The following is a 23,682-nucleotide window of genomic DNA, read 5'->3' as shown; positions in this document are numbered from 1 at the left end:
CCCATAGAGACACCCAAGGAGAATGTGTGAAGGACCTCGCCCCCGCCCTGCCAGCCGATCCGGCCGACCAACCCGCCAATCCCTCGCGCCGGCGCATCTTCCAGGCCGCTTCCGCAGTCGGCCTGGCCGCCAGCCTGCCGGCGCTGGCCGACGCCGCGCCAGCCAAAAAGACCATCGCCAAAGGTTCGCTCGACGCGAAACTCAAGGCGCACGTCAAGAACGTGGTCGTGATCTACCTGGAAAACCGCAGCTTCAACAACCTGTTCGCCAACTTCCCCGGCACCAGCGCGCCCCTGTCCGCCGTCACGGCGGAACAGGCGCAGCAACTGGACCGCGATGGCAAGCCGCTGGCCACCCTGCCGAAAATCTGGGGCGGCCTCGTGCCGAACCAGCAAAATATCGGCGGCATCGATTACCTGATCAAGGAAGAGCAGATTTCCGGCCTGCCGAACGCGCCCTACAAATTGAGCGACGCAGCCGGCAAGCCCCTGCCCGAGAGCATCATCACGCGCGACCTCGTGCACCGCTTCTATAACAACCAGATGCAGATCAACGGCGGCAAGAACGACGGCTTTGCCGCGTGGGCCGACAGCGGCGGCCTGGTGATGGGCCACTACGGCGAAACGTCGAAAAACCTGAACCTGTGGCAGATCGCCGAGCAGTACACCCTGTGCGACAACTTCTTCATGGCAGCCTTCGGCGGCTCCTACATGAACCACCAGTTCCTGGTGACGGGCCGCGCCAACGAATACTTCAACGCGCTTGATACGGCGGCGAAGAAAAAGATCGCCGTGCTGTCCGACGGGCCGCAAGGCGTGCGCCTGGCGATCTCGCCCGACTGCCCCGCCTCGGCACTGGACGGCAAGCCGAAATACGTCAATGACGGCGCCCTGACGCCGGACGGCTACGCCGTCAACACCATGGCGCCGCCCTACCAGCCAAGCTATGTCCGTCCCGCGTTTGACGGCGACCCGCTGCATGCCGATCCGGCTGACGCGAATACCCTGCCGCCGCAAACCTACGACACCATCGGCGATCTGCTGTCGCGCAAGGGCGTCAGCTGGGCGTGGTATGGCGGCGGCTGGCAAGCGGCGCTCGACCACAAGGGCGGCGGCAGCAAACCGAACTTCCAGTTCCACCACCAGCCGCTGAACTACTTCAAGCAGTTCGCCCCCGGCACGGCCGCGCGCGCAGAGCACCTGCGCGATGGCGGCACGGGCGACAGCCCCATCTCGAACAAATTCCTCGCCGCTGCCGTGGCGGGCAAGCTGCCGGCCGTGACCTTCTACAAGCCACAGGGCAATCTAAACCTGCACGCCGGGTACTCGGATATCGAATCGGGCGACCAGCACGTGGCCAACGTCATCCAGCATCTGAAGGAATCGCCGCAGTGGAAAGACATGATCGTGGTGATCACGTTCGATGAAAACGGCGGCTGGTGGGATCACGTGGCGCCGCCAAAAGGCGACCGCTGGGGTCCGGGCACGCGCATTCCCGCCATCGTCGTCTCGCCGTACGCGAAGAAAGGCGCCGTCGACCACAGTTTTTATGACACGACGTCGATCCTGCGCCTGATCACGCGCCTGCACGACCTGCCGCTGCTCGAAGGCCTGAAAGTGCGCAATGACGCCTTCGCGTCCCGTGGCGCGCTGCCGCCGGGCGACTTGACCGGTGCCCTGAGCTTCCGCTGATAGGCAACAGCGCATCCCACAATGCGGCACGCCTGTGATACACTGCGTGCCGCACTTAAATCCGCAGGACAAGTTTTCCTGCAGCTTGTCCCAACAATGAGCCCGACTCCAGTAGCCGGGCTTTTGTTTTGTGGATGAAGTTAAAGCGTATAGACATAGGCAGGCAGCACCTTGCCCGCCCCTTGGCTTTCGCAGGCCAGGGACTGAGGTTAGCAAATGAGAGACAAAAAAGACAACGCCACCATCGACTTGCCCGGCTTCGGCCCGCCGCCAGCGCACGAGGCCCAAGAGCCGGCGCCGGAGCCGCAGCGCCGCGCGCGCGCGCGCAAGGTGGCGCTGAAGCAGGTGCAGCTCGAATTGCTGGAGCCGACCGACGCCACGGGCCTGCCCGTCTGGACGCGCGACGCCGGCCTTGATCTCACCGGTTTGCCCATCTGGGCGCCCGACAATTAGTATCCATGCCGGCGGCCGTTTGCCGCCAGCTTCCACACCACCATCCGCACAAGGGCGTAGAACGCCTGTAGACTGTGCCCATCCACCCGCTTTTTACCGGCTCCGCCCCTATGAACACCACCACTGCCACTACCACTTCCTTTTCCAGCCTGCCGCTGACGCCCGCCTTTTTGGCCAACCTCGATTCGCTCGGCTACCACGAGATGACCACCATCCAGGCGCAAAGCCTGCCGGCGGTGCTCGATGGCCGCGACCTGATCGCCCAGGCGAAAACGGGCAGCGGCAAGACCGCCGCCTTCGGCATCGGCATTCTGCACAAGCTCAATCCGGCCTGGTTTGCCGTGCAAGGCCTGGTGCTGTGCCCCACGCGCGAACTGGCCGACCAGGTGGCCAATGAGCTGCGCCGCCTGGCCCGCGCGGCTGGCAACATCAAGATCCTGACCCTGACGGGCGGCGCGCCGATGCGCCCGCAAATCGCCTCGCTGGAACATGGCGCCCACATCGTCGTCGGCACGCCGGGCCGCATGCGCGACCACCTGGGCCGCGGCACCATCAACCTGAATCACGTGCAAACCCTGGTACTCGATGAAGCGGACCGCATGACGGACATGGGCTTTTACGAGGAAATCGCCGGCATCGTCAGCGCCTGCCCGGCGCGCCGCCAGACCTTGCTGTTCTCGGCCACGTATCCGGAAGACATCCGCCGCGCCACGGCGTCGTTCCTCGTCAATCCGCTGGAAGTGACGGTCGAGGCGCAGCACGACAACGACAAGATCGAACAGCGCTTCTATGAAATCGGCTTCGACGAGCGCAATGGCGCCGTCGGCAAGCTGTTGAAACACTTCAAGCCGGAATCCACGCTGGCCTTCTGCAACACCAAGGTGCATTGCCGCGAACTGGCCGACGAACTGCGCCAGCAAGGCTTTTCCGCGCTGGCCCTGTACGGCGAGCTGGAACAGCGCGAACGCGATGAAATCCTGGTGCTGTTCGCCAACCGCAGCTGCTCCGTTCTGGTGGCCACCGACGTCGCCGCGCGCGGCCTCGATATTTCCGACCTGGGCGCCGTGATCAACGTCGACGTCTCGAAAGACACGGAAGTGCACATCCACCGCATCGGCCGCACGGGCCGCGGCAGCAAGAAGGGCCTGGCCCTGTCGCTGTGCGCACCGAACGAGAAAAAATGGGTCAAGCTGATCGAGCAATACCAGAACAGCGCCGCCGAATGGCACGACCTGAAGGAACTGGCGGAAGATGACGGCATGGAGGCGCTGCCGGCGCCGATGGTCACCCTGTGCATCATGGGCGGCAAGAAGGACAAGCTGCGTCCGGGCGACTTGCTGGGCGCGCTGACGGGCGACGCCGGTCTCACCAAGGAACAAGTGGGCAAGATCAACGTGTTCGAGTTCATGACCTACGTGGCGCTGGACCGCAAGGTGGCCGAAGCGGCATTCAAGCGCCTCAACGCGGGCAATACCTTGGGCCGCGACTTCGGCAACATCAAGGGCCGCAGCTTCAAGATGCGCTTTATCGAGGCGTAAGCGCCTGCAATGCACGCAGGGCCGCCATGGCCCTGCGTCCCGGATAGTCTTCCCACACGGGATACTGCCGGCGGTAGTAGCAGTTCCAGTAGCTGATGGCGCGCCGCTCCAGGGTGTCCACATAGGCGGGGTTCTCCCGCAGGTAGCGCGCCAGCGCATCGGTATTCCAGGCCGGCAGCGCCGCGCCAATTGCCTCGACAATCTCCAGCACGTATTCGCCGCACAGGTGCACGACGAAGGGCACCGTCCACGCCCGCTCCTGCAACAGCAACTGCCTTGCACACGCTTCGCGCACATGGCCGTCATGGTGGCGCGTGCCCAGGCACAGGGCGAGCACGCCCGCGTCGCCGGGCAGCCGCGTACAGGCCAGCAACCGCTCGCGGTCGTAATACGTGCGCGTCGGGATCAGCAAGGCCTGTCCATCCTGGCGCACGGCAAATGGCGGATGTGCGGGGCTGCTCCCCAGCGCGGGCAGCAGCTGCGCCACCGCGCCGGCCAGCGCGGCCGGAAAGGCATCCGCTTCAGCCATCGCCAGCTTCCTTGCACACCTTGCGCACGCCCAGCGCAGGCATGTCGACCTTTTCAAAGATCACATTCGAATACCATGCGGCAGGATCGCCTTCGGTGGGCTTGCCCAGCGAGATATAAAAGCCGCCATGCGTGAACAGCGCCGTGGTTTCCTTGCCCGGCCTGGCGGCTTGCAGGAAGCCGGGCCAGGCCGCCTTGTCGACGGGCGTAAAACGCGCGGCCAGCAGCGCCAGCAAACGCGCATGCGTGGCTGGCGCATACGGGAACAGGTACAGGTACTCGACCAGTTCACCGCCATCGGCCAGGCGCGTGACGGCGGATGTCGCAGCCTCCACGGCATCCTTGCCCGCGCCAAAACTGCACAGCACCCCGCCGCTGTAGGCGAAATCGATGACGGTCGCCGGCGCGCACGCCTGCCGTTCGCGGTCGATGCCGACGGGCGGCAGCGCGCGCACTTGCGCCAGCAGCGCCTCGCTGGAAGTGGTCAGCGCGGGAAAGCCCGGACATTCGCTGGCCGCCTGCGCGGCAGAGAAGACCAGGCAACAACTCAGTAGCAGCAAACCACGCTTCACGGCACCTCCAGTGTCATCGGGCGGCCATTATGCCGGACATCCTCACAAAGGCCGCGCCTGTTGCCCCTGCGGCGTATCGTCGATGTCATAGCCGGCCGCGCGCGCCAGTGCACGCAAGCGGTCCGCCTCGGCCCACTGGCGCTGCGCACGGGCGATGGCCCGTTCCGCCATCCATGCCTGCACCGGCTGCGGCACGTCCACCTGCGTTGGCTGCCAGGCCAGCAGATCGAGTCCCAGGGCCGCATCGAAACGGGCCATGGTAGCCTTTTTGACGGCGTCCGGCAGCTCGCTTTTCAACAGTTCCCAGGCCACGGCCAGCGCGCGCGGGAAGTTCAGGTCATCGTTGATCTGCGCCGCGAAACGCGCCAGCCATGCAGGATCAGGAGCGGCCTCCCCCTGCGCTTCGCCAAGGCCATGTACGCTGACCCGCAGGCGCGCCAGGCCGCTGCTGGCGGCACGCAGGGCGTCGTCCGTGAAATTGAGGCTGCTGCGGTAGTGGGCGCCCAGGCACAGGTAGCGGTAGGCCAGCGGATCGACGCCCTGCTCCACCAGGCTTTGCAAGCGTAAAAAGTCGCCCGAGGATTTCGACATCTTCGCGTCCTGTGTTTTCAGGAAGGCACCGTGCAGCCAGAAGTTGGCCAGGCGCGTGCCGTGGCGCGCTTCCGTTTGCGCGATCTCGTTGCTGTGGTGGACGGCCACGTGGTCTTCGCCGCCGCAATGGATGTCGAAATACGCGCCCAGGTGCTTTTCCGCCATGGCCGAGCATTCGATATGCCAGCCCGGAAAACCCAGGCCCCACGGGCTGTCCCATTCCATCTGCCGCTGTCCCGGCACGCCGCTGAACTTCCACAGCGCAAAGTCGCAGATGTCGCGCTTCTCGCCCAGGTCCACGCGCTTGCCCGCCTGCAGGCCGTCGCGGTTCAGGCGCGCCAGTTTTCCGTAACTGTCCTGGCGCGTCGTGTCGAAATAGATGCCGTCGTCCGTGCGGTAAGTGTAGCCCTTCGCTTCCAGGTCGAGAATAAATTCAATCTGCTCCGCGATGTGGTCCGTGGCACGGCACCAGACGGTGGGCGGCAGAATATTCAGCGCGCGCAGATCGCCCTCGAACGCGCGCGTGAATTCGACGGCGATATCCCAGGCCGACTTGCCGCTGCGGGCGCTGCGTACCTCGATCTTGTCGTCGCCGCTGTCCGCATCCGATGTCAGATGACCGACGTCCGTGATGTTCATCACGTGGCGCACCTGCAAGCCGTTGAACTCGAGCGCGCGGCGCAAGCCGTCGACGAACAGATAGGTGCGCAGGTTGCCGATGTGCGCATAGTCGTAGACGGTGGGGCCGCAGGCATACACGCCAGCCTTGCCGGGGGCGATGGTCTCGAAGGGCCGCAGGCTGCGGCTATACGTGTCGTACAAATGAAGTGTCATGCGGGACTTTCATGCGCGTTGCGGAAAAAGAAAATGGCCACAGGTTTTTCAACACTGTGGCCATCGGGATGAGGAGTAAAAGTTTAACGGCGCCGGGCCGCATCCTCGCGAAGCCAGGTACACGGACACAGCGCAGCAGCGGCGCGGTATGCAAGGACTGGATGGAGGATGGAAGAGCTCATGGGGGAGAATATCGCATGCGTGCGGGCGGGCCGTCAAGCCCTCCCGCGACGCGGGCCTACTTTTTCGCCTGCTCGATATGCGGCAGCAGTACCGTCAGGATGCCCAGCAGCGGCAGGTAGGAGCAGATTTTATACACATAGGCGATGCCCGACACGTCGGCCAGGTGGCCCATCGCGGCGGCCGCGATGCCCGAGACGCCGAACATCAGGCCAAAGAATATCCCCGCGATCATGCCCACCTTGCCCGGCACCAGTTCCTGCGCAAAGACGACGATGGCGGAAAAGGCGGACGAAATCACGAAACCGATGATCACCGTCAAGACGGCCGTCCAGAACAGGTCGACGTACGGCAGCAGCAGGGTAAATGGCGCGGCGCCCAGGATGGAAATCCAGATCACGCGCTTGCGGCCGATGCGGTCGCCGATGGGGCCGCCCATAAAGGTGCCGGCCGCCACCGCGGCGAGGAAGAGGAACAGATACAACTGGGCATCGCCGAGCGACAGGTGAAATTTGTCGATCAAATAAAACGTGTAATAGCTCGACAGGCTGGCCATGTAGATGTACTTCGAGAACACCAGCAGGGCCAGCACACCCAGCGCGCCAATCACCTTGTTGCGCGACAAGTTAGGGCCATGGCCGCCCGTCTTCGGCTTGAAGCTGGCCAGGTGGCCGCTATACCAGTGGCTGACCTTGTACAGCACCCCGATGGCCAGCACGGCCAGCAGGCTGAACCAGGCGACATTGCCGTGGCCACGGTTCACAATGACGGCCGCCGCCAGCAGGGGGCCCAGGGCGGAGCCGACATTGCCGCCCACCTGGAACAGCGACTGGGCAAAGCCGTAGCGTCCGCCGGACGCCATGCGCGCCACGCGCGACGCCTCCGGGTGGAAGGTCGAGGAACCGACGCCGATCAGGCCAGCGGCGATCAGCAGGGTCGGGAAGGTCGAGACGATGGACAGCATCAGCACGCCGGCCAGGGTAAAGCACATGCCGACCGGCAACAGGAATGGCAGCGGACGGCGGTCCGTGTACAAGCCGATCCACGGCTGCAGCAACGATGCCGTGCACTGGAACGTCAGGGTAATGAGGCCGACCTGGGTAAAACTGAGTGAAAACTCGGCTTTCAGCATCGGATAAATCGACGGCAATAATGCCTGGATCAAGTCATTGAGCAAATGCACGAAGGCGACAGCGCCCAGGATGTGCATGGCCAGACCGGATTGTTGTTGGGAACCTTGAAGCGAGGGAGCCGCCGGCACGGGCGTGGCCAATGCTGGGGCAGGTGTAGTTGTGTGCATGTGTCATCCGCAATAATCGGGCACGGCGGGCGGCCCGGCAAAGAAGCCAGTATAGTATGGTCGCTGAACTGATAACTTCCAATAATCGTCGCCCAAGTGACAACCAAGAGACAAGCCAACGCCCTACATGTACACCCAGCAACCCGCCCAGACCCATCCCGATGGCGTGCCGTTCAGCCGCAGCACCAGCTCGCACGATTACCAGCACGTGCCGCGCCCCGTGACGGCCATGTCCAGGCAATATGCGGCGGGCGACTACACGGCGCCGCACAGCCATGTGCGGGCGCAACTGCTGTATGCGACGGAAGGCGTGATGCGCGTCTCCACCGGGCACGGCGTGTGGATCCTGCCGCCGCGGCGCGCCCTGCTGATCCCCGTGGGCGTCGTGCATGAAGTCCACATCTTGAGCGAACTGAGCATGCGCACCGTGTACATCGATGCGCAGGTGGCGGCCCAATATGGCCCCGATTGCAAGGTACTGGAAGTGAGCCGGCTATTGCGCGAGCTGATCCTGGCCTTGCTGGCCGAACCGATCGAATATGCGCTGGCGGGACGCGGCGACTGGCTGGCGCACCTGATCCTGTCGGAACTGGCGGCGGCCGATACCGTGCCCCTCGCCATCCCCTGGCCGCGCGACCGGCGCCTGGTGGCCGTCTGCTCGGCCATCATGAGCGCGCCCGGCAGCCGGCGCAGCATCGAGGAGTGGGCGCAGGATGCGGGTGCCAGCGCGCGCACCCTGATCCGTCTATTTCCCAAGGAAACGGGCTTGCACTACCGCCAATGGCTGCAGCAAGTCCACCTGGCCGAGGCCTTCTGCCGCCTGGACCGGGGCGAAGGCGTGGCGGCCATCGCCTATGCGCTGGGCTACGCCAGCCCCAGCGCCTTCAGCGCCATGTTCCGCCGTATCCTGGGCCGCACGCCGCAACACTACCTGAGCGAGTGGCGCGCCGCCGATTAAACGGAAAAAGCAGCCCGCAGGCTGCTTTTTACATATTAAAACTTACTCTTTTTCGCCCGCAATCAAGCGGTAGGCCAGCGCGCCCAGCAAGGCACCGATGATCGGTGCCAGCCAGAACAGCCACAACTGGCTCGTGGCCCAGTCGCCCACGTACAGGGCCACGCCCGTGCTTCGGGCCGGGTTGACGGAAGTATTCGTGACAGGAATGCTGATCAGGTGGATCAGGGTCAGCGCCAGGCCGATCGGCAGCGGGGCAAAGCCGGCCGGCGCGCGCTTGTCGGTGGCGCCCAGGATGACGATCAGGAAGAACATCGTCAGCACGATTTCAATGACCAGGGCCGACAGCATCGAATAACCGCCCGGCGAGTGGGCGCCGAAGCCGTTCGAGGCAAAGCCCTTGCTGACATCGAAACCGGCCTGGCCGCTGGCGATCACGTACAGCACGCCGCCGGCCACGATGGCGCCCAGCACTTGCGCGATGATGTATGGCAACAGTTGATTGGCGGGGAAGCGGCCGCCGGCCCACAGGCCGATCGACACGGCTGGGTTCAGGTGGCAGCCCGAGATGTGGCCGATGGCGTAGGCCATGGTCAGCACCGTCAGGCCGAATGCCAGCGCCACGCCGGCAAAGCCGATACCGAGGCCGGGAAAAGCGGCGGCCAGCACGGCGCTGCCGCAACCGCCCAGAACCAGCCAGAACGTGCCAAGAAACTCGGCGCCATATTGTTTCATGATGTATTCCTTTAAATAGTCGAGAAAACGTACCAGGGGACGACCAGTCAGACCGCTCATTGAGCTCGCCCTCACCGCATGGTGATGGCAAGGCAAACACCAGCAAAGTACAGCTACGCAATCGCAGCACAGCGCGCATAATGACATATTGTCATTATCAAGGCAACATTAATTTCATGCAACAATATTAATGGTTTTCTTGGAATCAACTGTTATTTTATCAATCATTAAGACGCAGGGCGGCGCATGTATTTGTGTGGCGCCTCCAATGGCGCAAAACCAAAGCCCGCATACAGGCCATGCGCGTCATCGGTCCCCAGCATCCAGGTGACCTCGCGCAAGCGATCATCGCCGAGCACGGCGGCCACCATCTGCTTGCCATAGCCGCGTCCCTGGTATGGCAGCAGGACAAACACATCGCGCAGGTAGGCAAAATCCGTGTAATCGGTGATGACCCTGGCGAACGCCACTTGCTGGCCATCGACATAGCCGCCGAAACACAGCGCGTTGGCAATCCCCTTGCGCACCGTTTCCAGCGCCACACCGCGCTTCCAGTACGACTGCTCGCTCAGGTAGCGGTGGATCAGGGGCACGTCCAGCTCGTCGCGCACGCTGGAAATACGCAGTGGCGCGTGCATCAGTTCTTGAACAGCAGGTCGGCTTCGGCGATGCTGGGTTCGCCGAAGTACACGGTGCGCAAGCCGCCCTTGCCATCGCTGCCCATGTACACGCCCGTCATGCTGCGCTCGGCCGGATCGTACAAAATGGTGTAGTGGTGGCCGCAATTGTGCGGCTCGCAGACACTGCTCAGCAGGCGCGCCTTGCCGTCGATCTCGACGGGCTTGAGCGGGCTGGCCACGCCATCGGGCACCCAGCGCTGCCGCTTCAGGCCAGCCTTTTTCAGGCCGATATTGAAAGCCTTGCGAAAGGCATAGTCCGCCTTGTAGACGTCGGGGAAATACGGGCAGGTATGGCCGCCGTCGCAGCTTTGCGCCTGCTCGATCAGCGACAGTTTGGGCGTACGCGCTTGCGCCGGCATGGCGGCCAGCGCCACGGCGGCGCCCAGGAACAGGGGTAAGAGCAAACGTGCGGACATGCAATCTCCTAAAAGCATCCAATAATGGCTGCAGCATAGCAGAATGGCATGCTTGCGCAGCGGCCTCAGGGAGAGCAGCGGATGCCGACTACTCCGTTGACCTTGCCTTCCGGCCATCCCGTCTCGCGCCAGCGGTACACGCCGGGCGCGACGATGATCAATTGCCATTCCACCAATTTGCCAGCGGCATTGAGGCGGGTTTCATTGTCATAGCGCAAAGTCAGGCTACGCTCCGTTTCCGCCACCACGGTCGCGGCAAAGCGGTTGGTTTCACCCAGCTTGCTTTTCCACGTCCGGTCACTGAAGATCGCCAGCCGCTGATGATCGTCAGACAGCTGCATGCGCGTAAAGTGCCGCGCTTCTTCGCAAACACTATTCGTATTCACGCTGTCGGACCAGCTGCCAGACAATTGCGCGGCATCAAAAGGAGTCGGGATGGCGGTCAAGGCCACAGTCAGCAGCAAGGTTGCAAGCATAGTTTATCGAAAGAAAACGAAAAGAATCATCATGGCAGGCGCAGCGCCAGGGTAATGCTCGACGGCAGCGCGGGCGTGCGCCGGTGCAAGGTCGCCTGCTCATAGGCATACGCCATTGCAATAAGTTGCATGTCGCCGTGGGCCGGGCCGATGAAGGACAAGCCGACCGGCAAGCCCCCTGCCACGCCGGCCGGCACCGTGATATGCGGCAAGGCCGACGGCGCCTGCGCCCCGCCATGGCAGGTGGGTCCCACCAGCGCGTCGAGTCCGTGCGAGCCCAGCAACGCTTCGATACCGCCAGGTTCGGGTGCGGGCGGCATCTCGATCAATTCCGCGCCCTGTTCGCGCAACGCCAGCAACGCCTGCCCGATCACGGCGTCGGTGCCGGCGCACAGGCCGAACAGGCTGCGCGCCACGCCGATGCGGCGCCCATGCAAGCCGGCCGTATCGAGTACCACGCCATCGGCCAGCCGCTCGCCGCTCAAGGCTGCAAGCAGCCAGGCCGCCTCGCGCACGCTGGGCGCCATCGGTCCGGCCGTGGCTGGCTCACCGCCCTGCCCCGCGGCAGTCCTGCCCGTGGGCTTGATGGCGACCAGGCCGCAGTTTGAAGCAGGCGCGACGATGGAGCCGTCCGCCGCGCTGTCGACGGCCAGGATGGTCAGCCCGGCCCAGCTGGCACTGGCATGCGGTACGCTGACGGCGGCCCACTGGCGTAAATTGCTTTTGCCGATGATGACGGCGCCGGCCGCGCGCAGGCGCGCCGCCACAAAGGAATCGCAGCTGGCATGCGTGGCCAGCGGCGACTGCGTGCGCGTCTTCATGCGGTCGCCCGTGGCAATATTGTCGCGCAAGACGACGGGAATGCCGTGCAAGGGGCCGCGCACCTTGTGCACCTGGCGCTCGCGGTCCATCTCCAGGGCAATTTTCAACGCATCGGGATTGATTTCAATGCCAGGATAGGCGCGCGCGCCGATGCTGCACAGGGAGCGGATGCGCCCCAGGTACTGCGACGTCAGCGCATGGGAACTGAGTTTGCCTGCCTGCATCATCTGCTGTTGCGGCAAGACGCCCGCATCGAGCAGATGGGCCATGGGGCTGGCGGGCGCCGTGGCACGGGCCAATACGGGACGCGACGCGCCACCGCGTAACATCTGACTGCGCTGCATGGTATCTCCAGGAAACTTCAATGTTTCTGCCGCAATAATGTTCTAGCCATAGCATAGCAGTCCTTGCAACACAATTGTTGTTGAAGGGAATTATTTTTTAAGCAAAAAAAAACGCTGCCCGAAGGCAGCGTTTCTTGATGATTCGGCACTGGGGCAAATCAGTTGCGTACGACACGCTTGTATTCGTTGGTACGGGTGTCGATTTCGATGACGTCGTCCTGTGCCACGAACAGCGGCACTTGCACGGTGTGGCGATGTGCGTCGATGGCGTTTTCGATCTTGGCTTCTTTCAGGACGTTGCCCGACGTGTTGCCCTTGACCGCTGGCTCCGAGTACACCACTTGACGGGCGATGGTCGTAGGCAGTTCAACGGAGATAGCTTTGCCGTCGTAGAAAATGGCTTCGCATTCCATGCCATCTTTCAGGTAGTTCAGCGCTTCGCCCAGGTTTTCTTCTTCGATTTCGTACTGGTTGTACTCGGTGTCCATGAACACGAACAGCGGGTCGGCGAAGTACGAGTACGTCACTGGCTTTTTATCCAGAACAACAACGTCGAACTTGTCGTCGCCGCGGAACACGTTTTCCATCGGGGTGTTCGTCAGAAGATTTTTCATCTTCCATTTGTAGGTGAAGCCCGTGCGGCTCGAACCGTTGACATCAGAACGCAACACGATCATTGGCTTGCTGTCGACCATGATGATATTGCCAACACGAATTTCTTTTGCGGGTTTCATAGGAATGTACGTAAAAAGTGGGTTGCATGAAGACCATCTGCCGCCTGTGCGCCATCGGCGCCGCAAGCTTGCGTTTGATCGGTTAAAAATACGTTAGAAATAACCGGGCATTTTACCTTAATTTTTGGCAAGCGCCTATCTCGTCGCGCCAGCGAACGCCAGTAGGTTACTTGCCAGATCGCCATTAGCCTGCATCTGCCGCTGCCAGGCCTGCGCCTGCGCCCGGATGCGCGGCAGATCGGCCTGCAATGCGGGCCACAGCTGCGCCCACGGCAAGGCATCCGCGCTGGCGCCATTCCAGGCCAGCGCCGCTTGCACCAGACTGTCGATGGCACCGTCGGCATCCATCGCATAGCGCTGCAGGAAGGCGCGCAATTTCACGTGATGCAAGTTTTCATCCTGCACGTAGATATGCCAGAGAAACGGCTGGCCGGCCCATTGCGCGCGCACGAAGGAATCTTCGCCGCGCACGAGATTGACGTCGCAAGCCCACAGCAGACGGTCGTAATCGCCTTGCGGCACGAACGGCAGCACGCGCACGGTGAGCGCGCCGCGCGTGCGCGCCGCACCGGCCACCGCCGCATCATCGCCGATAAAGGCCTGAACGGCATCGAACGCGACGCCTTCCGGCACCAGGCACGTCACGGGTTCGCTGCCAGCCTGCCAGGTCGCAAACAGCTCGGCGACGGGAGCGGACGGGTAGCAGAACAGCGAAACTTTCAAGGCGCGCATTTCCGCCTCCGTCACGCCGAATTGGCCGAGGAATGCCGCCATGGCATCCCCATCGGCCTGGAACGCCAGCCTTTGCTCCTCCAGCGCCGCTTCGCGCAGCAGCCCGCCCGTTTTATCCGTAAAGCCAGGGAAGAAGAAATGCTTGATCATGCCGTGGCGCGGCGACGTCAGCGCATGGCAGCCCTCGACCCACTCTTCCGCCGTCAAGCCTTCCAGGTTCAGCCACACGGGATGCGGGGCGCACTGCGCCATGGCGCTGATATAGCCGGGCGGAATGTCGCAGGCAAAGAATTCGATGACGATGTCGGCGATATCGGCGGGCGCAAACACGCCATCCTGGCCGCGCCAGTGACGCACCGTGACGCCGGAGACGTGCTGCGCTTCGGCCGCCGCATCGACTTCAGGACAGATGCGCTGGAAACTGGATAAATCATCGACCCACAGGGTAACGACCACGCCGTGCTCGCCGCTCAACTGCCGCGCGAGGCGCCAGCAAATACCGATATCGCCGTAGTTGTCGACGACTTTGCAGAAGATGGCCAGAGATGCTGCACGATCGGTGGGTAATGGCATATGCAAGGGAAAGAAAAAATGTTAGCATGGCGACCATAACAAAAAAGCCGCACTGTTACCAGGCGGCTTTGTTGTTGGCTGATTCAGCCGGTCTGGCGTCCCCAAGGGGATTCGAACCCCTGTACTCACCGTGAAAGGGTGATGTCCTAGGCCTCTAGACGATGGGGACAGAAAATCTGTCCAAGATGCATTATTCCGCACCCCGACCTGTTACTGCTTGCGAATCTGGCGTCCCCAAGGGGATTCGAACCCCTGTACTCACCGTGAAAGGGTGATGTCCTAGGCCTCTAGACGATGGGGACAGAAATCTGTCCTGAATGCACTACTTTGCATCCTGACCCGGTACTGCAGCAATATGGCAGAAACAAAAAAAGCCTGACTTGTCAGGCCCATTCAGCACTGCACTCTTACTTTACAACTAAATCCTGGCGTCCCCAAGGGGATTCGAACCCCTGTACTCACCGTGAAAGGGTGATGTCCTAGGCCTCTAGACGATGGGGACCTGTGCTGGCTTTACTCTCAGCGGACTCTTCGTTGAAGGCTTTGCTTAGCCCCTCAAAAAAGCGTGCGCGAATTTTAACACGAAGCGATTCACGAAATCAACTGCTGGCCTTCTTATTTTCCACCTTTTTGCATCCCCCTTCCCTATGGAAACAAGATGATGGCAGGAAGATATGCAAAGCAACAGCACGCCAGGCATGCAGGAAAAACCGCGCCAACCTCCCGGCGCGGCAAAAGCACTCCTTAGCGCAAGATATCGTCCGTACTGGTGATGCGCACGTCATGCATCTGGTTCAGATACGCCTCCAGATAGCCCTTGTGGGATGCGCCGACGATGACCAGCACGCGCATGCCCGGGCGCGCCGCCATGATTTCGCGGACATTCGACGCCATGCGCAAGTTGCGCACCTCCCAGGAGGCGACGTAGTTGCGGCCATACCGCTGCGGCGAAGGCTCTTCGAGCGCCGCGCCAAAATCGCCGCGGAAGGCCAGGTCCGCCTCTACCCGTCCGTTATAGGCGCGATACATCGCCAGCACACCAGCCGGCGTATTGAATTGCCCCTCGAACCCGGCGTGGATGCGCTTGCGCTCGGCCGAAAAGGAGTTATTCCAGGCCGCCCTGATCGCCTTGGCATACGCCTTTTCATCGTCAACAGGCATATCGGACGTATGGTCATCCATACCATGCACCCGCTCGTGCCCGCCCTTCGCCGCCAGCACGGCAGCAATCTGATAGCTCTCGTTGCGCTGCCCCAGCAGGGAATTGAGGTCTGCAGCCAAGGGCTCGCTAATGCCGTCACCGGCGCGCCGCTCCTCGACGGGCAGGCGCAGCCATTGCACCAGCGCCGATGCACGCTCGCCACCCGCCAGGAACAGGGAAGCCAATGTTCGCCGCTGCGCGGCGGACAGCACCGCCGGCCAGGCGGCCAGCAAGCGCTCCGCCTGGGCCGTGGCTGCGATTACATCCAGCCCCGTGGCAGCCCGCGCGACGGAAGTGTCATAGCAATAGGTTTTCACCGTATCGTCATAGCGCTGCGGATAAGCACGCAAGAAAGCGCACTGCAAGCCGGAAAGTGCCTCGATCGCGATCGCGTCCGGCCGCCAGCCCGCCAGGCGCTCGTTAAGCAAGCTCAATTGAGACAGATCAAACGATTTCGGCAACTGCGATAAATGGGGCGAGCCGAGCACCAGCACGTCATTGGACGGGCCCTTTTGCAACTTCAGCGCACCGGGGTCAAATCTCGCCTCAGGCGGCGCATCCGCGTGCGCGGGAACGTGAATAACGGCGGCAAGAAAAAAACTGGCAAGTACGCGATGCATCCTGTCTCCTCAATGTAATGGTCCATGTTTTATTCGCAGGCCTGATGAAATCAAGCCGCCAGCCAAATGTAACCACTCCGCAAATCACTGTCAGTTATATCCATGCAACCAATAGGCACAAAAAAATCTATGGTCACCCTCCTTTTTGCAAGCTGATTTTGTATGATGTGAGTAGGCTTGCTTAAATCTATCCGGCGTCTGGTTGGAGATGGATCTCCGCGCCACGATGAGAGTCGCGCCTGTCGGTCCTTAAAAGCCGCTCGGCCTTTGACAGCCGATTTTTTAGCCAGGTTATCCGTCAGGCCGGTGTGCCGTTCACGTCATCCAATGTCAGCAGTCGCAAAACCAGGTAGGTGTGCTGTAAAGCAGTGAGTCTTGGGAGGCCCTCATGTTGTCATGGGCGCCTCTTTTATTTCAAATTCGGTATGGTGGGCCGCGATGGCCCATGCCGTGCGCGCCAGTTTGTTGGCCAATGCGCAGGCCACCACATTCGAGTGGCGTCGCGTGAGCATGGCGTGCACCCACTGCGCCAGGCGCCCACGTTGACGCTCCAGCCTCTGCATGTAAGCCCGCGCGCACTGCACCAGCAACTTGTTTTTACCGCCGGTACTGTACTGGCGTGGCACCAGCCCAACGGCGGCGGCGAAGTCACGCCCGCAGCGGTAGTGTTTGCCGTCACCCACTTCGGCGGCCAGCACGCTGGCCGTGATCGGACCGATGCCGGGCACTGTCATGAGTCGCCGGCCTAAATCGTCCTCGGTCACTTGCCGGGTCAGGTCCTTCTCAATATCGGCAATCTGCTTGTCGAGATACTTGAAATGGGCATGCAATCGCTCCAGCAGCAGCATCAACCGTGCTGGCAGGCGCTGTTCTGCCAGCACGGAAGGCAATTTGTTGATCGCAGCGTGGCCAACCGGCAAGCTGATGCCAAACTCCAGCAGAAAGCCGTGGATTTGGTTGCTCGCCCTGACACGCTCGCGTACCAGCGATTCGCGCACGCGGTGCAGCGCCGAAAGCGTCTGTTGAGCCTCGTTCTTGGGCGTGACAAAACGCATGGCGGGACGGCTGGCCGCCTCGCAAATGGCTTCGGCATCGATGAAGTCGCTCTTATTGCTCTTGACGAAGGGGCGCACGAACTGCGGCGAGATCAGCTTGGCCTCATGGCCAAAGCCGGCCAGAAGTGCGCTCCGGCACAGGCCTCTATGATGATGGTGCAGGGATGGAAAGTGGCGAGAAACGCGATCAGTTGTGGGCGGCTGAACTTCTTGCGCAGCAGTGTTTTACCTTGGCGATCCTGTCCGTGGACATGAAAGCTGTGTTTGCCGAGATCGATGCCGATGAGCGTAACGTTTTCCATGATGGCCTCCTTCAGAAATGAAAACACCCTATAAGTTTAGTAACTTATATGGTGGAGGGTGACCATCTCATTAGCCGCCGAGGCGACTTTGAATATCTTGTGACTTATATGCTATTTCCGGAAATAAAAAAAGCCGCTCAAGGCGACTTTGATTTATTCACTACCTGTTTCTGCGCTGTTGGTGGAGGTAAGCGGGATCGAACCGCTGACCTCTTGCATGCCATGCAAGCGCTCTCCCAGCTGAGCTATACCCCCCGGGCGCAGAAACACTGCTACTTCTTCACTACAACACCAGACTGAACTGGCGTCCCCAAGGGGATTCGAACCCCTGTACTCACCGTGAAAGGGTGATGTCCTAGGCCTCTAGACGATGGGGACCTCGGTACTACATTTTTACCTCTACAGTTTGCCGCTTTATCTCTGCGCTGTTGGTGGAGGTAAGCGGGATCGAACCGCTGACCTCTTGCATGCCATGCAAGCGCTCTCCCAGCTGAGCTATACCCCCCGGGCGCAGAAATAATAAAAGCCGCACTTGGCGACTTTGTTCCACTACTTGCTTTCCATCCAGATTCCGCTTTTTACGGCTCTGAACTTACAACAATCAGTACAAACAACTGCCACTACTATATCACAACTACCTGGCGTCCCCAAGGGGATTCGAACCCCTGTACTCACCGTGAAAGGGTGATGTCCTAGGCCTCTAGACGATGGGGACCGCGGAACTTCCAAACAACATCTGCACCACTTCAACGACTAACAAAACCTGACTGCGATTTTGCTGCTGGTGGAGGTAAGCGGGATCGAACCGCTGACCTCTTGCATGCCATGCAAGCGCTCTCCCAGCTGAGCTATACCCCCGTTGGTGCAGAAACAAGAGTATAGCAAAGAAGTTTCACTCTGCAAATACCCTTTTTCGTCTATGAGCAACTTTTCATAGGGGCGGTTTCCGCACCGTATTTTTACGCGTATTTCATCGCGGCGATTACAGCCACTTTGCCAGGCGCGCCAGCACGGTGTCGCGGCCGAAGATCACCACCACCTGGTCAATGGCCGGGGTCTGCAACTGGCCCGTCAGAATCAAACGCAAAGGCATGGCCAGCAACGGCATCTTGATGGTATTGGCGGCCAGCACTTCCTTGATCATGGCGGCGACGGCTTCCTTGCTCCACTCCACCGTGGCGATACGCTCGGCAAACTGCGCCAGCACGGGCTTGATGGCATCCGTGATGTGCTGCGCTGCCAGTTCCGCTTCCGGCTGCGGCTCGCGGAAGAACAGCATCGAGGCGGCAGCCAGTTCATTGATGGTATTGGCGCGCTCTTTCATCATGCCCAGCACTTGCGCCAGATCCGGCGCGCCTTCGAAGACGGCGCCGGCGGCGACCATTTGCGGGCGCGCCAGGTCGGCCAGGCGCGTGTTGTCTGTCTGCTTGATATAGTGGTTGTTCAGCCAGGCCAGTTTTTCATTGTTGAACTGGGCCGCCGATTTCGACAGGTGGTTCAGGTTGAACCACTCGCAGAACTGCTCGGTCGAGAACACTTCATCGTCGCCATGGCTCCAGCCCAGGCGCGCCAGGTAGTTCAGCATCGCTTCCGGCAGGAAGCCTTGCGCCGGGTAATCCATCACGCTGACGGCGCCGTGGCGCTTCGACAGCTTCTCGCCATCCGCACCCAAAATCATCGGCAGGTGGCCGTACAGCGGCAGCGGAGCGCCGATGGCGCGCAGGATGTTGATCTGGCGCGGGGTGTTGTTGACATGGTCGTCGCCGCGGATCACGTGGGTGATCTGCATGTCCCAGTCATCGACTGCCACGCAGAAGTTGTACGTCGGCGTGCCATCCGGGCGCGCGATCACCAGGTCGTCCAGCTCGCGATTCGAAATCGTGATCGTGCCCTTGACCACATCGTCCCACGTCACGTCGCCATCGAGCGGGTTCTTGAAGCGCACGACGGGCTTGCGGTCGGCAGGGATGGCTGGCAGGGTCTTGCCCGGCTCCGGGCGCCAGGTACCGTCGTAACGCGGCTTTTCGCCGGCGGCGCGCATGCGCTCGCGCATCGCTTCGACTTCTTCCTGCGACGAGTAGCAGTGATATGCCGTGCCTTCGGCCAGCATCTGCGCCACCACTTCGCGGTAGCGGTCCATGCGCTGCATCTGGTAGAACGGGCCTTCGTCGTGATCCAGGCCCAGCCACTTCATGCCTTCGATGATGGCTTGCACGGCTTCCGGCGTGGAACGCTCCACGTCCGTGTCTTCGATGCGCAGCACGAAGGTGCCACCAAAGTGACGGGCATACGCCCAGCTATATAAAGCGGTGCGGGCGCCGCCCAGATGCAGATAGCCGGTCGGGCTGGGAGCGAAACGGGTACGGACGGGAGTAGCGGTTGTGGTCATCGAAGTAGTCAGGCTTGAATAAGTAAAGCGCCATTTTACTCTGTTGACCGCCGCCGCTCCACAAGCGTCGTCACAGCTGCAGCAAGCGCCTTTTCACCTCGTCCGCCTGCGCATGCAGCGCCCGCTCGAACAGGGCGACCAGTTGCGACAGGGGCCGGTGCAGGGGCTTGACCAGATTCACCGTGAACGGCAAGGACACGGCAAAACGGCGAATCTGCAAGCCCTGCCCCGCATAATCGAGGGCCGTGAGCGGATTGACGATGGCCAGCCCCACGCCTTCGCGCACCATGGCGCAGACGGAAGCGGCGCTGTGCGTGTCGAGCGCCATGCGCCGCTCCACGCCCGCCTGCGCGAAGATGGCGTCGATCTGCTGGCGGTAGGGGTCCACGGCGGCCAGGCTGATGAAAGGCTGGCCTGCGAAGTCCGCCGGCTGCAACACGGCCTTGCCGGCGAGCGCATGGCCATCGGGCAGCACGCACACTTCATCGACAGACATCAAGGTATCAAGCACTGTGCCCGGCGGCGCATTGTCCACTTCCGTCAGGCCGATATCGTGGCGCTGCGCCGACAGCCACTCTTCCAGCAGCGGCGACTCCTGCGGCGTGATGCTGATGCTCACCTTGGGAAAATCGGCGACGAAGCGCTTGCACGCCTGCGGCAACAAGGACTGGGAAAACACGGGCAGGCAGGCGATCGACAGCTGCCCCTGGTCAAACTGGCGCAGGGCCGCCGCCGTGCTGACGATGCGCTCCAGGCCGAAATACGCGCGCTGCACTTCCTCGAACAGTTGCAGCGCCTGGGCCGTCGGGCGCAAGCGGCCCCGCTCGCGCTCGAACAGGGTCAGGCCCGTCAAGTGCTCGAGGCGCGCCAGCTCGCGGCTGACGGTGGGCTGCGACGTGTGCAGCATGGCGGCGGCGGCCGTCACGCTGCCCGTCGTCATGATGGCTCGGAAGACCTCGATATGGCGCAAGGAGATAGTCATGGCCATATCATAAATGAATAAGGTAGCCCTAAATAGATATTTTATAGTCGAAGCACAATCGGCCATCATGCGCTATCTCCTCATTCCACCGAAAGCACACGATGAAGCCCGTCACCGACCAGACCCTTGTCCAACTCGCCCAGCAACACGGCACACCATTATGGGTGTATGACGCGGCTACCATCCGCGCGCGCGTGGCGCAGCTGGCGCAGTTCGACACCGTGCGCTTCGCGCAAAAGGCCAATTCGAACATCCATCTGCTGACGTTGATGCGCGAGGCGGGCGTGCACGTGGACGCCGTCTCGCTGGGCGAGATCGAGCGCGCGCTGCAGGCAGGCTTTACGCCAGCGCAAACGAACGGCGCCGCCGGCGTGGTGTTCACCTGCGACCTGTTCGACCGCCCTACCCTGGCGCGCGTGGCGGCAGCAAAGATCGAAGTCAATTGCGGCTCCGTCGACATGCTGCGCCAGCTGGGCCCTGTGTCGCCCGGCCACCGCGTCTGGCTGCGCATCAATCCCGGCTATGGCCATGGCCATAGCAACAAGACCAATACGGGCGGCGAAAACAGCAAGCACGGTATCTGGCATGAAGAGCTGCCAGAGGCGCTGGCCGTCATCCGCGCGCATGGCCTGCACCTGGTCGGCCTGCACATGCACATCGGCTCGGGCGTCGACTACAGCCACCTGGAAACCGTCTGCGGCACCATGGTCGACCTGGTCAAGAATATGGGCCACGACATCGAAGCCATTTCCACGGGCGGCGGCCTGTCCGTGCCTTACCGCGAAGGCGAGCAGCCGGTCGACACGGATCACTACTTCCAGCTGTGGGACGCGGCGCGCAAGCAGATCGAGGCGCACCTGGGCCATCGCGTGCACCTGGAAATCGAACCGGGCCGCTTCCTCGTGGCCGACGCGGGCCTGCTGGTGGCCGAAGTGCGCGCCACCAAGCAAATGGGCGGCAACCATTTCACCTTGCTCGATACGGGCTTCAATGAACTGATGCGCCCCGCCATGTACGGCAGCTACCATGAAATGTCGGTCATCGCGCATGACGGCCGGGCACTGGACACGCAGCACGCCACCGTGGTCGGCGGCCCCCTGTGCGAATCGGGCGACGTGTTTACCCAGCGCGATGGCGGCGTGGTGGAAACCCGTTTACTGCCAGCAGCGCAGGTGGGCGACTACGTCGTCTTCGAAGGCGCGGGCGCGTATGGCGCGTCGATGTCGTCGAACTACAACAGCCGTCCGCATGCGGCGGAATACCTGGTCGATGGGGAACAGTCCCGCTTGATCCGCCGCCGCCAGACGGTGGCCGAGCTGATCGCGCTGGAACAACTCTAAAACCGCGCCCGCGTGCGGGCATGCGCATCTGCTAACATCGGGGCAACTCGATGAAAGCCCGCCATGCCCGCCACCACCCTTGCCCGCCGCAGCGGCGTTTTTCTACTGCCTCTGCTGCCCCTGCTGCTGTCCGCCATCCTTGCCGGCTGCGCCTCGCTGCCCTCGCTGGACGGGCGCAGCCCCTCCAGCGTCATCACCGATACGGCCGACACCCGGCTGGCCACGGCCATTGCGCCCATGGTGGCGCAGCATCCCGGCGTGTCCGGCATTTATCCACTGGTCGACGGACGCGATGCGTTTGCCGCGCGCGCCCTGCTGGCCGCCGCCGCCCAACGCAGCCTCGATGTGCAGTACTACATCTGGCACAAGGACATCACCGGCACCCTGCTGTTTGACGCCCTGCGCCAGGCGGCCGAACGGGGCGTGCGCGTGCGCCTGCTGCTCGACGATAACAACACGGCGGGCCTGGACCAGACCCTGAGCATGCTGGGCAAGCAGGCGAATATCGAAATCCGCCTGTTCAATCCCTTCGTGCCCCGCTCTCCGCGCGCGCTGGCCTTTGCCACGGATTTTTCCCGCCTCAACCGGCGCATGCACAATAAATCGTTCACGGCCGATAACCAGGCCACCATCGTTGGCGGGCGCAACGTGGGCGATGAATATTTTGGCGCGGCCGGCGACGTGCTGTTCGCCGACCTGGACGTGCTGGCCGTCGGCCCCGTCGTCGACGACGTCTCGCAGGATTTCGACCGCTACTGGAACAGCGCCTCGGCCTACCCGGCCAGGCTGCTGCTGACCACCCCTGTCGAGGGTGACGCGGCCACCATCGCCTCCGAGGCGGACCGCATCGACGATACCAAGGCGGCCGAGGAATACGTGCAGGCGCTGCGCACCTCGCCCTTCGTCAGGCAAATGATGGAGCGCACCCTGCCCTTCGAATGGGCCCAGACGCGCATGGTCAGCGACGACCCGGCCAAGGTGCTGGACAAGGCCCGACCAGGCACGGGCGTGGCGGACAAGCTGCAAAACCTGCTGGGCGTGCCGGAAAAGGAAGTGGACCTGGTGTCGCCGTATTTCGTGCCCGGCAAATCGGGCACGCAAGCCTTTGCCGACCTGGCGAAAAAGGGCGTGGGCGTGCGCATCCTGACGAATGCGCTGGAAGCAACCGACGTGGCGGCCGTGCATGCCGGCTATGCGAAGTGGAGGAAACCGCTGCTGGAAGCGGGCGTGCTGCTGTACGAGTCGCGCCGCTCGTGGGAAGCCGGCGACGCGCGCGAACAGCCGGGCCACTTCGGCAGCTCCGCATCGAGCCTGCATGCCAAGACCTTTGCCGTCGACGACCGGCGCATCTTTGTCGGCTCGTTCAATTTCGATCCGCGCTCGATCGAGTTGAACACGGAAATGGGCCTCGTCATCGACAGCCCCGCGCTGGCCAGCCAGCTGGGTCTAGCCATGCGCACCACGATCCCGCAGCGCGCCTACCAGGTGCTGCTTGGCGACGACGGCGCCCTGTACTGGCTCGCCCGCGACGCCAGCGGCGCCACCACGCGCTACGACACGGAACCGGGCACCAGCGTGTGGAAGCGCATGGGAGTGGCGATTCTGTCCGTGCTGCCGATCGACTGGCTGCTGTAAGCGG

General features: G+C 62.4%; 20 protein-coding genes, 8 tRNA genes and 1 pseudogene. 6 read left to right on the top strand and 23 right to left on the bottom strand.

The genetic code is table 11. From position 1 onward, the window contains the following. Window positions 1-26 precede the first annotated feature (26 nt). The 3 genes from SJI03_RS18200 to dbpA all read left to right on the top strand — a co-directional run bounded on the left by SJI03_RS18200 (window position 27) and on the right by dbpA (window position 3,682). The gene (locus SJI03_RS18200; RefSeq protein ID WP_322428114.1) at window positions 27-1,691 is read left to right on the top strand and encodes an acid phosphatase; all 1,665 of its coding nucleotides are present in this window, start codon (window positions 27-29) and stop codon (window positions 1,689-1,691) included. A 216-nt stretch (window positions 1,692-1,907) separates the two neighbouring features. Further along, window positions 1,908-2,144 carry a hypothetical protein gene (locus SJI03_RS18195; protein WP_322428113.1) on the top strand — a complete coding sequence of 79 codons (237 nt, stop codon included), beginning with the start codon at window positions 1,908-1,910 and terminating at the stop codon, window positions 2,142-2,144. A gap of 110 nt (window positions 2,145-2,254) precedes the next feature. Next, the gene (dbpA, locus tag SJI03_RS18190; protein ID WP_219313264.1) at window positions 2,255-3,682 is read left to right on the top strand and encodes an ATP-dependent RNA helicase DbpA; all 1,428 of its coding nucleotides are present in this window, start codon (window positions 2,255-2,257) and stop codon (window positions 3,680-3,682) included. Here the strand turns inward: dbpA and SJI03_RS18185 are convergent. From SJI03_RS18185 to SJI03_RS18170, 4 genes are all read right to left on the bottom strand, one after another. Further along, window positions 3,669-4,211: a hypothetical protein gene (locus SJI03_RS18185; RefSeq protein WP_322428112.1), complete on the bottom strand. Its 543-nt coding sequence runs from the start codon at window positions 4,209-4,211 to the stop codon at window positions 3,669-3,671. The genes dbpA and SJI03_RS18185 overlap by 14 nt on opposite strands. After that, window positions 4,204-4,782: a hypothetical protein gene (locus SJI03_RS18180; RefSeq protein WP_322428111.1), complete on the bottom strand. Its 579-nt coding sequence runs from the start codon at window positions 4,780-4,782 to the stop codon at window positions 4,204-4,206. The genes SJI03_RS18185 and SJI03_RS18180 overlap by 8 nt, the downstream gene beginning before the upstream one ends. A 42-nt stretch (window positions 4,783-4,824) precedes the next feature. Continuing rightward, entirely contained in the window at window positions 4,825-6,207 is a 1,383-nt protein-coding gene (cysS, locus tag SJI03_RS18175) for a cysteine--tRNA ligase (protein WP_322428110.1), read from the bottom strand. Between the two features lie 238 nt (window positions 6,208-6,445). Then, window positions 6,446-7,687 carry an MFS transporter gene (locus tag SJI03_RS18170; RefSeq protein ID WP_416208764.1) on the bottom strand — a complete coding sequence of 414 codons (1,242 nt, stop codon included), beginning with the start codon at window positions 7,685-7,687 and terminating at the stop codon, window positions 6,446-6,448. Window positions 7,688-7,814: 127 nt separating this feature from the next. Between SJI03_RS18170 and SJI03_RS18165 the strand changes: the two genes are divergently transcribed. Then, entirely contained in the window at window positions 7,815-8,645 is an 831-nt protein-coding gene (locus tag SJI03_RS18165) for a helix-turn-helix transcriptional regulator (RefSeq protein ID WP_322428109.1), read from the top strand. A 42-nt stretch (window positions 8,646-8,687) separates the two neighbouring features. Here the strand turns inward: SJI03_RS18165 and aqpZ are convergent, their stop codons facing one another. The 19 genes and pseudogenes from aqpZ to SJI03_RS18070 all read right to left on the bottom strand — a co-directional run bounded on the left by aqpZ (window position 8,688) and on the right by SJI03_RS18070 (window position 20,703). Then, the gene (aqpZ, locus tag SJI03_RS18160) at window positions 8,688-9,377 is read right to left on the bottom strand and encodes an aquaporin Z (protein ID WP_034778070.1); all 690 of its coding nucleotides are present in this window, start codon (window positions 9,375-9,377) and stop codon (window positions 8,688-8,690) included. Window positions 9,378-9,604: 227 nt separating this feature from the next. Next, the gene (locus SJI03_RS18155; RefSeq protein ID WP_322428108.1) at window positions 9,605-10,015 is read right to left on the bottom strand and encodes a GNAT family N-acetyltransferase; all 411 of its coding nucleotides are present in this window, start codon (window positions 10,013-10,015) and stop codon (window positions 9,605-9,607) included. After that, the gene (locus tag SJI03_RS18150; RefSeq protein WP_158301342.1) at window positions 10,015-10,473 is read right to left on the bottom strand and encodes an Ivy family c-type lysozyme inhibitor; all 459 of its coding nucleotides are present in this window, start codon (window positions 10,471-10,473) and stop codon (window positions 10,015-10,017) included. Before SJI03_RS18150 ends, SJI03_RS18155 begins: the two co-directional genes overlap by 1 nt. Before the next feature lie 65 nt (window positions 10,474-10,538). After that, window positions 10,539-10,949, bottom strand: coding sequence for a hypothetical protein (locus SJI03_RS18145; protein ID WP_099380164.1), 411 nt, complete (start codon window positions 10,947-10,949; stop codon window positions 10,539-10,541). A gap of 29 nt (window positions 10,950-10,978) precedes the next feature. Further along, window positions 10,979-12,115 carry an amidase family protein gene (locus SJI03_RS18140; protein ID WP_322428107.1) on the bottom strand — a complete coding sequence of 379 codons (1,137 nt, stop codon included), beginning with the start codon at window positions 12,113-12,115 and terminating at the stop codon, window positions 10,979-10,981. 158 nt (window positions 12,116-12,273) lie between these two features. After that, on the bottom strand, window positions 12,274-12,849 hold the full coding sequence (locus tag SJI03_RS18135) for an elongation factor P (RefSeq protein WP_034758247.1): 576 nt from the start codon (window positions 12,847-12,849) through the stop codon (window positions 12,274-12,276). A gap of 135 nt (window positions 12,850-12,984) precedes the next feature. Beyond that, on the bottom strand, window positions 12,985-14,154 hold the full coding sequence (earP, locus tag SJI03_RS18130) for an elongation factor P maturation arginine rhamnosyltransferase EarP (protein WP_322428106.1): 1,170 nt from the start codon (window positions 14,152-14,154) through the stop codon (window positions 12,985-12,987). 93 nt (window positions 14,155-14,247) lie between these two features. Further along, window positions 14,248-14,323 (bottom strand) — tRNA-Glu (locus SJI03_RS18125). A 57-nt stretch (window positions 14,324-14,380) separates the two neighbouring features. Next, window positions 14,381-14,456: transfer RNA gene (locus tag SJI03_RS18120), tRNA-Glu, on the bottom strand. Between the two features lie 124 nt (window positions 14,457-14,580). Further along, window positions 14,581-14,656: transfer RNA gene (locus tag SJI03_RS18115), tRNA-Glu, on the bottom strand. A gap of 242 nt (window positions 14,657-14,898) precedes the next feature. Then, window positions 14,899-15,975 (bottom strand): DUF5694 domain-containing protein, encoded by a 1,077-nt coding sequence (locus SJI03_RS18110; RefSeq protein ID WP_322428105.1) that lies wholly within the window; start codon window positions 15,973-15,975, stop codon window positions 14,899-14,901. A 386-nt stretch (window positions 15,976-16,361) separates the two neighbouring features. Next, window positions 16,362-17,332: pseudogene (locus SJI03_RS18105) on the bottom strand (IS110 family transposase). A gap of 179 nt (window positions 17,333-17,511) precedes the next feature. Next, window positions 17,512-17,587 (bottom strand) — tRNA-Ala (locus SJI03_RS18100). Window positions 17,588-17,634: 47 nt separating this feature from the next. Next, window positions 17,635-17,710, bottom strand: a tRNA-Glu gene (locus SJI03_RS18095). Between the two features lie 51 nt (window positions 17,711-17,761). Beyond that, window positions 17,762-17,837, bottom strand: a tRNA-Ala gene (locus SJI03_RS18090). Between the two features lie 134 nt (window positions 17,838-17,971). Beyond that, window positions 17,972-18,047: transfer RNA gene (locus tag SJI03_RS18085), tRNA-Glu, on the bottom strand. A 67-nt stretch (window positions 18,048-18,114) separates the two neighbouring features. Then, window positions 18,115-18,190, bottom strand: a tRNA-Ala gene (locus SJI03_RS18080). A gap of 124 nt (window positions 18,191-18,314) precedes the next feature. Then, window positions 18,315-19,721, bottom strand: a complete 1,407-nt coding sequence (gene gltX, locus SJI03_RS18075) for a glutamate--tRNA ligase (protein WP_322428104.1) — start codon at window positions 19,719-19,721, stop codon at window positions 18,315-18,317. Between the two features lie 70 nt (window positions 19,722-19,791). Further along, window positions 19,792-20,703, bottom strand: coding sequence for a LysR family transcriptional regulator (locus tag SJI03_RS18070; protein WP_322428103.1), 912 nt, complete (start codon window positions 20,701-20,703; stop codon window positions 19,792-19,794). 101 nt (window positions 20,704-20,804) lie between these two features. On the opposite strand from SJI03_RS18070, the gene lysA reads away from it, so the two are divergent. Then, entirely contained in the window at window positions 20,805-22,043 is a 1,239-nt protein-coding gene (lysA, locus tag SJI03_RS18065) for a diaminopimelate decarboxylase (RefSeq protein ID WP_322428102.1), read from the top strand. Between the two features lie 63 nt (window positions 22,044-22,106). Beyond that, entirely contained in the window at window positions 22,107-23,678 is a 1,572-nt protein-coding gene (locus tag SJI03_RS18060) for a phospholipase D family protein (protein ID WP_099380691.1), read from the top strand. The last annotated feature ends 4 nt before the right edge of the window (window positions 23,679-23,682 follow it).

The organism is Janthinobacterium sp. GMG1 (assembly GCF_034427795.1).
GTDB lineage: Bacteria > Pseudomonadota > Gammaproteobacteria > Burkholderiales > Burkholderiaceae_D > Janthinobacterium.
The sequence above is the reverse complement of the archived record's forward strand: the minus strand, read 5'-3'. Positions and strand labels throughout refer to the sequence as shown.

Coding starts and splice junctions, on each gene's coding strand:
- SJI03_RS18195 (WP_322428113.1), top strand. CDS start 1,908: ATGAGAGACAAAAAAGACAACGCCACCATCGACTTGCCCGGCTTCGGC.
- dbpA (WP_219313264.1), top strand. CDS start 2,255: ATGAACACCACCACTGCCACTACCACTTCCTTTTCCAGCCTGCCGCTG.
- SJI03_RS18185 (WP_322428112.1), bottom strand. CDS start 4,211: ATGGCTGAAGCGGATGCCTTTCCGGCCGCGCTGGCCGGCGCGGTGGCG.
- cysS (WP_322428110.1), bottom strand. CDS start 6,207: ATGACACTTCATTTGTACGACACGTATAGCCGCAGCCTGCGGCCCTTC.
- SJI03_RS18170 (WP_416208764.1), bottom strand. CDS start 7,687: ATGCACACAACTACACCTGCCCCAGCATTGGCCACGCCCGTGCCGGCG.
- SJI03_RS18165 (WP_322428109.1), top strand. CDS start 7,815: ATGTACACCCAGCAACCCGCCCAGACCCATCCCGATGGCGTGCCGTTC.
- aqpZ (WP_034778070.1), bottom strand. CDS start 9,377: ATGAAACAATATGGCGCCGAGTTTCTTGGCACGTTCTGGCTGGTTCTG.
- SJI03_RS18155 (WP_322428108.1), bottom strand. CDS start 10,015: ATGCACGCGCCACTGCGTATTTCCAGCGTGCGCGACGAGCTGGACGTG.
- SJI03_RS18150 (WP_158301342.1), bottom strand. CDS start 10,473: ATGTCCGCACGTTTGCTCTTACCCCTGTTCCTGGGCGCCGCCGTGGCG.
- SJI03_RS18145 (WP_099380164.1), bottom strand. CDS start 10,949: ATGCTTGCAACCTTGCTGCTGACTGTGGCCTTGACCGCCATCCCGACT.
- SJI03_RS18140 (WP_322428107.1), bottom strand. CDS start 12,115: ATGCAGCGCAGTCAGATGTTACGCGGTGGCGCGTCGCGTCCCGTATTG.
- SJI03_RS18135 (WP_034758247.1), bottom strand. CDS start 12,849: ATGAAACCCGCAAAAGAAATTCGTGTTGGCAATATCATCATGGTCGAC.
- earP (WP_322428106.1), bottom strand. CDS start 14,154: ATGCCATTACCCACCGATCGTGCAGCATCTCTGGCCATCTTCTGCAAA.
- SJI03_RS18110 (WP_322428105.1), bottom strand. CDS start 15,975: ATGCATCGCGTACTTGCCAGTTTTTTTCTTGCCGCCGTTATTCACGTT.
- gltX (WP_322428104.1), bottom strand. CDS start 19,721: ATGACCACAACCGCTACTCCCGTCCGTACCCGTTTCGCTCCCAGCCCG.
- SJI03_RS18070 (WP_322428103.1), bottom strand. CDS start 20,703: ATGACTATCTCCTTGCGCCATATCGAGGTCTTCCGAGCCATCATGACG.
- lysA (WP_322428102.1), top strand. CDS start 20,805: ATGAAGCCCGTCACCGACCAGACCCTTGTCCAACTCGCCCAGCAACAC.
- SJI03_RS18060 (WP_099380691.1), top strand. CDS start 22,107: ATGCCCGCCACCACCCTTGCCCGCCGCAGCGGCGTTTTTCTACTGCCT.